This window comes from Blastopirellula marina DSM 3645 (assembly GCF_000153105.1).
GTDB classification, from domain to species: Bacteria; Planctomycetota; Planctomycetia; order Pirellulales; family Pirellulaceae; genus Blastopirellula; species Blastopirellula marina.
The window spans coordinates 603,577-615,863 of record NZ_CH672377.1; the positions used below are offsets into that span (position 1 = coordinate 603,577).

Here is a 12,287-nt window from a genome sequence, read left to right on the forward strand (position 1 = left end):
GTTACACTGCCAGTTCAAGAGCGACGGCGCTCTAGCCGCGTGAAGCGATTCGCAATTTCGTTCACGGAAGAACCTAGGCCGGTGGCACGCAACGAACAACTGATCCGTCAGCACAAAATTCTGCAGATACTCGAGCATTCGCGTTACGGGTATCTGCTGGAAGAGATCCGCGACGATCTGGTCAATCAATTGGGCCTGACGTCGCTGCACGTCCGCACGGTTCGCCGTGATCTAGAAGCGCTGCAAGCGGCCGGAGTCGACGTCGATTCGCACGAATCGCCCCGCGGACGCGTCTGGAAGATGGGAACCGGCGCTCGGGGGATGCACAAGATCAACGCGTCGGCGACCGAGCTGATCGCGCTGTCACTCGGGCGTGATCTGATGTTGCCGCTCGCCGGCACGCCGTTCTGGGTCGGCATCGAATCGTTCTGGAACAAAATCAAAGAAGAACTGCCCGACGGAATCTGGGACCACTATCAAAAGTTTCGCCAAGTGCTGCACGTCAGCGGCGTCACCCCCAAATCGTACAAGGATCAAGAAGGCGTTCTGAAAACGATCAATCGCGCGATTCAGCAACATCGGGTCGTGCAGATCTCGTATCAGACGCTCGGTCAACCGAAACCGAAAGAGCGCGAGATCGAACCGTACGGCGTGGTCCTCTATCAATCGAGCATCTACATCGTCGCGGCGGCGCGTGAAATTGAAGATCTAGAAACGCGCGTACGGCACTGGAAGCTTGACCGCTTCAAAAAAGCGGAAGCGCTTGACGCCTATTTCAAGCCGCCGAAAGACTTTGATCTTGAACAACACTTGGCGCAGTCGATCGGCATCTTCGCATCCGAGAAGCCGCAAAACTTCAAGATCCGGATCAGCAGCTTCGCCGCAGCGTGGGTTCGCGAAGATCCCTGGCACCCCGAACAAAAGATCGAATCGCAAGAAGACGGCAGCGTCATCTTGACGGTCAAAGCAGCGAATGACTTGGAGATTATCCCCCGCGTGTTGGCGTTGGGCGCCGAAGCTGAAGTGTTGTCGCCGGCTTCATGCCGCAAAGCGGTCGCCGAACGGGTCAAACGCTTGGCGCAGATCTACCAGATCGATTGACGCTTCCAAACGACAACTCCATTTTCGTCGGGCAAGATCCGCCGCTCATCGGTCAGCTTGTCAGGATCTGCATAGAGATAAGTCGTCGCGCTGATCTCTTGCCCGTCAAACGTTTCGCACGGCAGTTCCTCACGGCCATACAACCGCGGGTAGCCTTCAATCTCATCGAGCGCCTTAAGCACGTTCGCGGCGTCGCGATGCTTGAAGATCCACAGCTCGCCTTGGATGCGGTCTTCGCCGTGTACGAGGCCCGGGTATTCGCCCAGTTCGTAGAGCCGACCTTGCGTGAACGCGGTGACGACGGTGAGCGGCCGAGCAGGCCAAAGCTTTTCGCGTTCTTCGCCTCGTTTGAGCGTGCCGTAAGCGAAGAAGGGGGTGATTTCGTGGGCCATTAGTTGAACAGCGTGGGGGTTTGCGGTTTGGTTCGTTTCCGAGTTTTGGGCGTCGTCGCCGGCGCTTCGATCGGCATATCATTCAGCGAGAGGACCGGGATCTTGGCCGAAAGCGTTTGCGCCTTTTCGACCATCGACTGATGGCAGGTCAAAAACAAGATTTGCACGCGGGGGTCAAACTCTTGCAGCACGGCTAACGTGCGCAGCTGTCGCTGGTCGTCAAAGTTGACCAGGATATCATCCATCACCACCGGCAAAACTTCGCTGCCGGCGGCGTAGCTTTGGATATAGGCTAAACGAATCGCTAGATAAAGTTGCTCACGCGTACCGGTGCTCAACTCTTCCGCCGTTTTCGGTTTCCCTTCGCGAGGCAAGACGATCAATGTTCCCAGCTCATCCAGTCGGCGTTCGATTCCCTGGTATTCGCCAGCTGTCATTTCGCGGAAGAGCCGACCCACCGCTTCGAGCATGTCTCCTTGCGTCTTTTCGCGATGCTTGGCGACCGCCCGATCGATCAACGCGCGGGCCAATACCAGCGGCGCGTATTGATCGACTTTCTCCTGTAGCTCCCCTTTCAAGCTCTCCAGCTCCGACGCGACGGCGATCGACTTGTCCGAACCTTCCAGCGACTCTTGTTGCTGCCGCGCTCGGCCCAGTTGCTCCTTCACGTCGTCAAGTTGCTGGTGCAGCTTGGCGACCTCCGCTTCGCTTTCGACGCGACGCAATTGCACATCGTCCAGATCGGCGGCGGCGAGCGCTGCGGCAAACGCGTCCGCGTCTTCAGACTGACGAATGCCGGTCAGCTCGGCTTGCAACGTTCGCCGCTCGGTTTCCAACTCGGTCAGCTGGCGCGCCTTGTGAGTCGCTTCCTCCAGGCCGAGATCATCATCGACGCCGGCCGCTTCGCGCCAGGCGGACAATTGCGATTCGATCGTCGCATGCTGCGACCGACACTGAGCAATCTGCTGCTCTAGGCTCGCGATTTGCCGCTGGGCGTTCTGCTTTTGACGGACCGCCGCTACCGCCTCTTTCAATCGCCGATCCAGCTCAATCGCGCGCGCCTCGGCCAGGAGATCACTGGCGGGCAAATCGGCCGTTCGCCAGCAGCCGATCACCTCCTGCTCGAAAGTGTCGATTCCCTGCTGCATATCAGCGATCCGCTTTCGCAAGTTGGCCGCGTTATCACGCATCGCACGCACGGCGTCGATTCTGCCCAGCAAGTCGTTGATAATCTGAGCATCGTTGGAACCGAGATCGGGGGCCTCCGAAAGATGCGTGCGGATGGTCTCCATCGCCGCTAATTGACGCTCTTGCAATTGTTGCGCGGCGTCGACGGCGGCGGTGCGATCGCTCTGCAGCTTTTTCGCTTCCACCGCAAGTTGACTATGCTCTTCACGCAGCTTTGTATCAGCCGCCGCGGCACGTTCCAACCAATCGACGACTGTGGCGATGTCGCTGGACGTCGGAGCTTCTGGCAGCACCTGACCGATCTCTTGAATCAGCGACGCATTCGCGGTGGCGATTTCGGCAAGCGACGCTTCGACGGCGGCGGCATGGTCGTTCAGCTCTCGCCAACGTCGCAACTTGTCGCACCAGGTGATCATTTCACTGGGGGATTGAGGAGAAACGCCTTGTTGGTTCCAGAGCTGACGCCATTCCTCTTGCAGCGTTTGCAGCTGTTGCTCGGCGGCGGCCAGCGCTTCGTGGAATCGATCGATGCGGCGCCGCGTCAGTTCCAGATCATCTGTCAGCTTGTCGCGTCGCGCATGCAGTTCGGCCTGCTCTTGGCGACGATCGGCCAAGTCGTCCGGCGTTTTCAACAACTCAGCAAACGCCGCTAGCTGGGCGGCGTCAGCAGTAGCCGAGGTAATCGAATCTTGAAGTTCACCCCAGGCCGCGTCACGTCGTTGGCGAGCTTGCTCGAGCTGCTCGCGCGGCACCAACGCGTGCCGTTGATCCAGGACTTCAATCTCGGCCTGTTGAGCCGCATACGATTCTTCCTCGGCTTCGACGCGCCGCTGCGCTTCGTCACGCTTTCGCTCGGCTTGCTGAAACGCTTCCGCATATCGGTGCAGCTCTGCTTCTGACGGCAAATGTTGGACATCCACCGCTGCAAAGCCGCTCAGGGTCGCGACGCTCTTTTTGAGAGGGGCGGCGGATGACTCTAGTTGCTGCAGCTCACGCTGCAGATCGATCGCTCGGTCGGCGCGGCGCTCCCACGCTTTCGCTTCGCGCATCAAAGGCGCAAACTCGATGTCGCTGACCGGGGGCAGTTCCGCCAACCGCTGCTCGACAATTTGGCTCTCGCGGGCAAGCCGCTGCAGGTCCTGTTCGTAAACCTTCGCTTGACTCCGCAGATCGCGTTCGGCGGCAGCGGCCTTCTCCACTTCCTTTCGCTGCGGAAGCGAGAGGTTAAACTGCGCTAAGGTGGCGACGCTCCAGTCAGGGTGCAGCTCGCGCATTTCGCGATCCGCATCCGCCAACGCGGCGGCTTCGTCTTGTTGGCGAGCGGGAATATCACGACGATAACCACGAATCTCGGTAACGGTTTGCACCAACCGATTGATCGTTTCCTCTTGGCGAATCAAGTCGTCGCTGATCGCCGCCGCGCTGTCGGCTTCTTCTTTGGCCAACAGTTCCGACTGCGATTGATAACGCGCCAGCTCTTCTTCCAGCGATTGCAGCTTGGTTCGCTGCACGCCGAACTTTTCGATCGCTTCGCGCGGCGGTTGCTTTTCGCCTGCCAGCGCGTTGATCTGTTCGCTCAGCTGGGCGATCTTGATCCAAACCGGATAAGCATTTTCGATTCGCTCCAAATGTTTGAGTCGTCGATAGGCTTCCGCATGTTCCTCGTGCAGCTGATCGCGGCGCTCTACCAGCTGATCGAGATCACGCAGCATCTCGTCATAGTGAGTCGGCCGCAGCGGTGCGCTCCGCAGACGAGTGCGCGCTTCGCGGACTTGCGACAACAGTTCGTTGATGCGAGGTTTTCGGCCGGTTGGCAAAAAGAGGGTGTTGCTCTCCGTTTCGAGGGTCTTCTTGAGCGTCTGCAATTGCCCCAATCCGCCGAGACTCCCCCCATACAGCGCTTCATCCAGGCTGGCCGCTTTCAGCCCCTCTTCTCCCGAAGCGAGTTCGGTCAGCGAGAAACCGAACAGCTGCTCATAGGCCGCTTGCTCGACGCCCCCCAGCAAGTCGAGCCAGACCTTCTCGTCAAACGTCTCGCCGCTCTTCGTAAACTGCCCGGTCAGCGGCGCCTTGTTCGACTTGGTTCGGCGAAACTCTAGCTCGCGTCCATCGCCCAAGGTTCCTTCCAGCTCAACCCCCATTTTTCCGCCGTCGGCGTACGCATACGGATTGCGGACGCGGAAGCCGAAGATCGTCTCGCGGATCAGTTGCAGCAGCGTCGACTTGCCGGCTTCGTTGGGGCCATAGATGATCTGCAAGCGGTCGCCCAACTCGAAGCGACGATTGGTGAAGAGCCCAAAGTTTTCGGCCTGAATCGTTTTGATTTTCACGCGGCGCCCTCCAATCCGGTCAGCAAGATTTGTTCGGCGGCGGCGAGCCACTCTTCCATCCGAGCATTTGTATCGCGTTCGTCACTCAGGCCAGCCTGAGCGGAAGAGAGCTTATCAAACAGCGATTTCAACTCGGGCGACAACCCGGCGAGCGCCTCGGGGTCTTCCCGCAACAGCGCCACTTCACGCGAGAGTTCGCCCAGCAGATCGGCTTCGCCGCGCGAGCGTTCCGAGCGTTGGGCGCTGGTCCGTATCTTCACCTTCTCAATGCACAGCTCGTCACTGATCACCGCAGCCGCGTCCCGTACTCGGCCGATCCAGTCTCCTTGTTTCAAGGGATCGTTCAGTTCGGCGTGCAGTTGGCATCTGCCGGTCAGACGAACTCGGGCCACCGTAAAACGTCCTTCGTTCTTCTCATGCGCTGCCGAGAGTGCGTCGCGAATTTGCTCATCCAGTTGTTGCGCATCGGCGTCCGCGGCAAGGACAATCTCCAACTCGCTCCACCGCAATACGTCGGTCGGCTCAAAGCGAACTTCTTCAAGCTGCCCATCGGCGACGGACGCGACGAGACATCCTTTGGCGCCTTGTTCGCGAATATGGCGCCCTTGCGTATTGCCGCTGTAGGCGACATAGGGATGTTCGCACAAAGCTTGCGCTTCGCGTAGATGAATGTGCCCGAGCGCCCAGTAGTCGTACCCTTTGCCGCGCAGCGTATCGATCGTTGTCGGCGCGTAGGGATCATGCTCGTCGTACCCCTGCAAGCTGGTATGCAGCATGCCGATGTTAAAGTGACCGGGGATCGCGGCGGGATAGGCGGCGGCAAGATCCTCCAACACGTCAGGACGTGCGAATCCACGACCATGGATCGCCACTTTCACTTCGTCCAGCGTAATCGTCTCGGCCTGTTTGACCGACAGTTCACTCACGTTGTCGGGCCAGCGAATGGATTTTTGCAACTTGCTTTCGGCGTCATGATTGCCGCGAATGTAAAAGACGCGGATGCCGTGAGCGTCCAGACGGCGAAACTGGGCGATCGTCCATTGCCCGGTCCGCATGTCTTGCCATTGACCGTCGAACAGATCACCGGCGATCAGCAGAAACGCGACCTCTTCGCGAACCGCCAGGTCGACGAGCTTCTCGAATGCGGTCCGCGTCGCCAACTGGACGCGCTGCATCATCGCCGGATCGATTCGCCCCAGACCTTGCAACGGGCTATCAATGTGCAAATCGGCGGCGTGAATGAAACGAAAGCTCATGATTTCACCTCCACGATCGTGTCGATCGATGCGAAATAGAGATGGCCAATGACGGCCTTCTCCGGCAGTCGCCACATCTGCTGCACCGCGCGGCGATAGGCGTTGACCTGCGGTCGATAGTAGGCGGCGCGATCGGCCAGCGTTTCCGCGTCGTCCTCCGGCAAGCGATCGGTCTTATAGTCAATCACGTCGGCGGCGACTACTTCATCCCCTTCTTTCCACAAAACCAAACGGTCGATCGCCCCATTTTGGATTCCCCCTTCGACCGCGATCGCGAAGGTCTGCTCTTGGCGAACCTCCGCGGTCGCGCCGGCGGAGACGCCCTGCGGCCGCGGCGCCGTCTGGCGATCGAGCAACTGCCGCAACTGCGGTTGCTCGATCGTCTTGCGGAAGCGCGCGAGCAAATGATCGACATTCAACGCGTCGCCGACGATTGCCCGCGCGATCGTGCGAAACCGCGTCTCGTCGAGCTCAAAGTCATTTAGCCACTCGATCCGCTCTAGCCAAGCATGCGTTACCGAACCAAACAGCCGTCCTGTCGAATCGGTCGTATGCAACAGGTTGGCGACCTTCAATCGCGGCCCCCCTTCCAGCTTCGATGGCGCGAGAGTTTCGCCACGCTGCGATTTCGCCGCCGCCATAGCGATGGGCAAACGCCGCGCAACCACAGGCGTACGATGCAAGCGCGGCGCATCCGCAGCCGCAAGATGAGCGAACCACTCGGCGTCTCCCATCGCGAAGACGACGTCATTGCCTTGCGGTTGACGCTTGACCTCCAGCGCCTCGGTCACCAATCCGGCCATCGTGCGCGGCGTCTTCTTTTCGCGCGCCGATGGAGGTTTGATCATCACATGCATCGCATGCACCGCGCGAGTGATCGCCACATACAAGACGCACAGTTCTTCGACCGCCTGCTGTGAACTAGCGTTGGTAAACATCTGCTGCAAGCGAGGCGGCAGCACCTTTTGCACATCCTTATTCGCGTAGCGAACAATGCTAGTGACCGGCGACAGCGGCGCCGCGCGCTCGATGACAAAATTGGGAGAACGACCGGGGAACTCGTGATCCAAATCCAACAGCACCACCACGTCAAACTGCAGCCCTTTCGCTTGATGAATCGTCATCACGCGTACGGCCGACGCTTGAGGATCCGCGACGCGCTGCGTCTCGACGAACTCCACAAAATCGCTCGTCCGCAGCGTCGCTTTCGGCTGATACGCATGCGCCATGCGAACCAACTGTTCGACGCGCCGGCGTTCGCGGGAATTCCCGATTTCGACGAGCACCTGCGACCACCGGCGAAGCATCGCGCCATAGCCAAAAACCAACAGCTCGTTTCGCAGCGCCTGCGCCAATTCGGATGACTTGCGCGCCGCCATGTGCGGGGTCAGGCCAATCGTAGCGGCCAAGGGACTGTTCTGCACATGGAATCGAGCGACCGTATCGGCCGGGTGATCGATCCATTGCAACAGCGACATCATCAATTGAACCGACGCCGAATCGGTCAGCGTGCCGCCTCCTTCTTCGCTGGCGGTCACGCCGCGCTGGCGCAGTTCAAAGATCATCTTCCGCACGGCGGCGTTGGTGCGAACCAAGACGCCGACTTCGCTTCCCGGCGAATCTTCCAAACTGCGGCAAACGCGCTCGGCGGCAGCGACAAACAGCATCTCGTCAGTCGGGTCTCCTTCTTCGCCGTACCGCGCGGTTTCGACACTGACGTAGCCCGGCAAACTGGTTTTGGCGGTCGAGTGATCGGCGAACATCGTCTGCCAACGTTTGACGCCGTCTTCAAATCGATCAAGCGACGGATGGCGATGCAGATTCCGCGCGACCAGATTCACAAAATCGATCACCACCGGCGACGAGCGGAAGCTGACCGCTAGTTCCGCTTCGTCCAGCTCGCCAAGTTCGGCGACTACTTCTTCAAAGATCTCGGCCACGCCGCCGCGCCAGCCGTAGATCGCCTGCTTCACGTCACCGACGCAAAAGAAGCTGCCGAGCGGCTGCGTCGTCACCCGTCGCGCCACAGGGCGCAACACGCTCCACTGGGCTGGCGACGTATCTTGAAACTCATCCAGCAACAAATGATTGATATGGCCATCCAGTCGATAGGCGACGCGGGTTGGCGTGTCGGCGTCGGCTTGTCGCGAGAGAAAGCGGGTGACATCGTCAAAGCGGTACGACTGCGACTGAAACTTCAACCGCCGATAGATCGCGTCAAAACGATCGAGCAGTTGAAAGGCGCCTTCGGTTTGACGAACCAGCAAATTATAAGGCTCACACGCGGCGGCCGAGATCAAAGTCTGATAGGCGCGGGCGACATCGGCCGGGATCTCGGCGCGGTAGTACGAGAGATCATCGTCGATGACCTTTTTCGCTAATCCTTTTTCTAGAAACCCGCCGAAGTCTCCTTCGTCGAAGCGGGCCAGATCTTCATTGCGGGCTTTGGTCATCCGTTTGTCGAGCGGCGCTTCGAGCAACAATTTTTTCGCCGCGTCAATCTCTTGCGCTTGCGGCGGCTTGCGGGCCTTCAGCGCTGTCCAAACCGCTGCTGGGGTCTCTTGGAAGAGCCCGTAAAATTGGCTGGCCGCGTCCAGCATCAACTGGCTGACGCCGCGGGTCGTCTCCCCTTTGCTCATCAGGTGGACGATCTCCAGCACCAGCGCCGCTTCGTTCTCGCGCAACAGTTCTTCGATCGCATTGATTCGCAGTTCCGAGTCATCCACTTCATCGGCAATCGACCACCCCGGCGGAAAGCCCATTTCAAAGCTGAAGCACTGGGCGACCTGAATGAAAAAACTGTCGAGCGTTTGCACGCGCAGCCGATGCAGTTGCTGCGTCAGTTCGCGCAACGTCGCGACGCAAGCCGCCGGAGTGACCGGCGCCGCTTCGATAAAGCTGTTCAGCTCGGCTAGTTTGTTGGGATCGCGCGCCGCTTCGGCCAGGCGAATCATAATGCGGTCTAGGATTTCGCCGGCCGCTTTACGTGTGAACGTGGTCGCCAAGATTTCAGCCGGAGCGTCGCCAGAGGCCAACACGCCGAGAAAGCGATTGGAAAGTTGAAACGTTTTGCCCGACCCGGCCGAAGCGCGAATCAAACGATGTTGAAATGGTTTCATCGGGTGATCTCCTCTGCGGCGGCCAACAACTCGGCAGGAGGAAACCAACGTCCTAACACGCCATCCTGACAAATTCGTGAGTAGTCATCTTTTTGCCCGCGAATGTCGGCAGGCGGCCAGAACTCGCCGCGACGAATCTGTCGCACGACATCCACAATCACCTCTTCGGCTTGATCCAGATCGGCGTCTTCCCAGGCGGCGGCGCGATACTTGACGTCTTCGCGCTTCGCCGGCAGCGTGAAGTAGCCGACCTCGACATGGGGACCGATCCCCAGTTCGCGGGCAATCATCCGATAGAAAGGCAATTGCACGTTGAACCATTCTCGCTCTTCAAATTTGCCTTTGTGATGATCGGCCTCCGGTTTCTTCGCCGTGTCAGACGTTTTGTAATCGACGACCGCCCAACTGTTGGTATCGGGGTGATGATCGATGCGGTCGATGCGTCCCTTCAAGCGAACCGGAACGTCGTCGACGACCAGCAGCGGTTCATGCTGAGAGTTGTCGGTTTCGGTACGGACAATTTTCCAACCCTCGCCCGCGCGGCGTGCTTGGGCGGTCGCAAACCATTGCAAACGCAGTCGCAGTTGTTCGACTTGGATCCGAACCGCCGGCAAGACGCGCGCTCCAAATTTTTCGCGCACCAGTTCGCTGAGCGCCTGCTGCAAGAAGTCGCGGATGGCCGCCTCGTCGACGGAGTTGCGAAGCTCGCTGCGGCCGAACGCTTCGAGCGAGTCATGCGCCAGATTGCCAAACTGGGCGGCGTCCAACTCGCGTGCGCTGTCCGAATACGATCGCAGCCGCAAGATTTTTTCGAGATAGTAACGATAAGGACAATACAAGTAGCGGCGAATATCGCTGGCCGTAATCTTATCGACCTGATAAGGCCCCGGCGCAGGCAGCGGGATCTCGATCGCCTGGTTAAACTGCTCGGTCTCGCCAGATTGAAATTCGACCGCACCGTTGTTGATCGCCTCGGGTGCGCCAAACATCCGCTCGACCGCGATCGGCAGCGCCGTGTCATCGCAGCCAAATAATAGCCGACTTGGCGCTAAGGGATCGCCTGCGGAGGTTCGCTTGGCGACGATCACATCGAGATCGCGGCGGCTGTTCATCAACAATTCAAAGGCGTAGGCGTCACGCGCCAGGCGCCGCGAGTTATCTTCGATCCCCAACCGTTCACGCAGCGAATTGGGCAAGAAGAGATCGCCGTTGGCGGAACTCGGCGTCAGACCGTCGTTGAAACTGGTCAGGATCAGGGCCGGCGCGTCACCCAGCGGCAATTCAAGCCAACCGAGCAGCTCGATCACGCCGCTGCGCGGCTCTTCCGGAATCAGATCCGCACGCAGCAAACGGAGCAGGATATCGATCGCTTCACTGGCCGAGAGCAACGGCTGCAACGTATCGGGGATTTCTTCCCAGGTCGCCAGCGCATTTTGAATCGCTTCGATCGGCAGATAGATTGAGCGGTATTCGTCACTCGCCGGCGTTAGCTCGCGCTGGCCGTAAATCGATTGCAAGAGCTCGTTAATCGGTTGTCGCCAATCCACCAAGGGACAAATTGGTTGCGTCAGCGGAATCGCAATTCGATCCATCTGCGCCATCAAATCGGCGATCGTCTCCCCTTCTAACTCGGTCGCATCGAGCGCGTCACGCAGGTGTTCGCCGAAAAACAAGTCGAGCGTTTCGAGCGGATCGCGCTCGGCTTCGATCAATCGCCAAACGTCCGGGTGCCGCAGCGCTTCGGCCAAGGTGGCGAAACTACGACGGCGTAAATAATCGGAAAACGTCCGCAACAAGCGGCAAGGGAGCGTATCGACGACCGCCGTGCCGGGCCCAAAGCGGCTGTCGAGCTGATGCGAGGCCAGGCGCTGTTTTAATTCGGGTACAAGCGCCTCGTCCGGCACGCCGATCACGACGTCTTCCGGCGCATAGCGTCCGGCGAAGCTGGCCAGACAAGCGACCACTTGCTCGGACTGATCGGCGGGCCCTTCGACCAGATAGACGCGACTTGGATCGACCACCGCGCGGCGATCTGACCAGGCATCTGGTCGCAGGCAACCATGCGCGTCAAACGCAGCGGCCAATTCCTCGGGAGCGGCGATCAGGGCCGAAATCTCGGCGCCGTGCGCAGTCGCTTGATCGAGCATGGACCGCAACGTTTGGTTCAAGTCGACGGCGCCGATTAACACAAGCTTCCGCTCGCAGCGACATTCGTCGTATTGCAGCGCAAAAAGTCGAGCCGTCTCTTTATCCCAGACGCCGACGCGATCCAACCGCGCCAGATAATCTTGCTGCAGCTGTGCGAGCGTGCGCCAGCGCTCGAGCTCGGCAAATTCTGGAATCTCTGTGGCGCGCTCGGCGACACCGGCGAAGTCGAGCTTTTCACTCGCGAGCTCGCGATGCGTTTTGCGAATGATTTCGCCATACTCGCGCCATTGCGTCAGATCGTCGGTCGCCGGCGGAAAAGGAATGAGATGTTTCAGACGCTGCGTCCCAAACAGCCGCAACGTTTCCGCCCATGCCAACTGTTGCGTCAATTGGCTGGCGAAAGGACGCTTTTGCTCGTACAGCAGTTCCGGCGTTTGCCCTACGCCGCAAAGCATCGGGGGGACAAGCGAAGCCTGCTGAGCTTCGGCCCGCTCTATCAACAGATCGCGCAGACGTCGTCCCGCTTGGGCGCCCGGCAGGATTAACGCGTACTCGCTGAGATCGAGCAAAGGACCATCGCGATGCGCCCTGGAAATCAGGTAATCGGCCGCCGAAATCAGCGCAGGGCGATCCCAGCCGAGAAAATATCGTGCGAAGTCGGTTGGTCGTCCTGACATGGCTCGCCTTTGCTCTGAAAACGCTCAAGATACCCGCGCCGGGCGAGGGGGAAAAGCCGCGGGTGCTTTTCCCAAG

6 protein-coding genes are annotated in these 12,287 nt (G+C 59.4%); 1 reads left to right on the plus strand and 5 read right to left on the minus strand.

The features are described from left to right. Nucleotides 1-81: 81 nt before the first annotated feature. Complete coding sequence (locus DSM3645_RS21550) at nt 82-1,101, plus strand: helix-turn-helix transcriptional regulator (RefSeq protein ID WP_002654697.1); 1,020 nt, start codon at nt 82-84, stop codon at nt 1,099-1,101. Here the strand turns inward: DSM3645_RS21550 and DSM3645_RS28780 are convergent. From DSM3645_RS28780 to DSM3645_RS21575, 5 genes are read right to left on the minus strand one after another with little or no spacing between them, the layout of a single operon-like run. Beyond that, entirely contained in the window at nt 1,086-1,493 is a 408-nt protein-coding gene (locus DSM3645_RS28780; protein ID WP_002654698.1) for a gamma-glutamylcyclotransferase family protein, read from the minus strand. The two genes, DSM3645_RS21550 and DSM3645_RS28780, sit on opposite strands and share 16 nt — an antisense overlap. Then, nucleotides 1,493-5,011, minus strand: coding sequence for an AAA family ATPase (locus DSM3645_RS21560; protein ID WP_002654699.1), 3,519 nt, complete (start codon nt 5,009-5,011; stop codon nt 1,493-1,495). Before DSM3645_RS21560 ends, DSM3645_RS28780 begins: the two co-directional genes overlap by 1 nt. After that, nucleotides 5,008-6,267: a metallophosphoesterase family protein gene (locus DSM3645_RS21565; RefSeq protein ID WP_002654700.1), complete on the minus strand. Its 1,260-nt coding sequence runs from the start codon at nt 6,265-6,267 to the stop codon at nt 5,008-5,010. Before DSM3645_RS21565 ends, DSM3645_RS21560 begins: the two co-directional genes overlap by 4 nt. Further along, a complete protein-coding gene (locus DSM3645_RS21570; RefSeq protein ID WP_002654701.1) occupies nt 6,264-9,386 on the minus strand; it encodes a UvrD-helicase domain-containing protein in 3,123 nt (1,040 codons plus the stop codon). The genes DSM3645_RS21565 and DSM3645_RS21570 overlap by 4 nt, the downstream gene beginning before the upstream one ends. Next, a complete protein-coding gene (locus tag DSM3645_RS21575; RefSeq protein ID WP_002654702.1) occupies nt 9,383-12,211 on the minus strand; it encodes a PD-(D/E)XK nuclease family protein in 2,829 nt (942 codons plus the stop codon). Before DSM3645_RS21575 ends, DSM3645_RS21570 begins: the two co-directional genes overlap by 4 nt. Between the last annotated feature and the right edge of the window lie 76 nt (nt 12,212-12,287).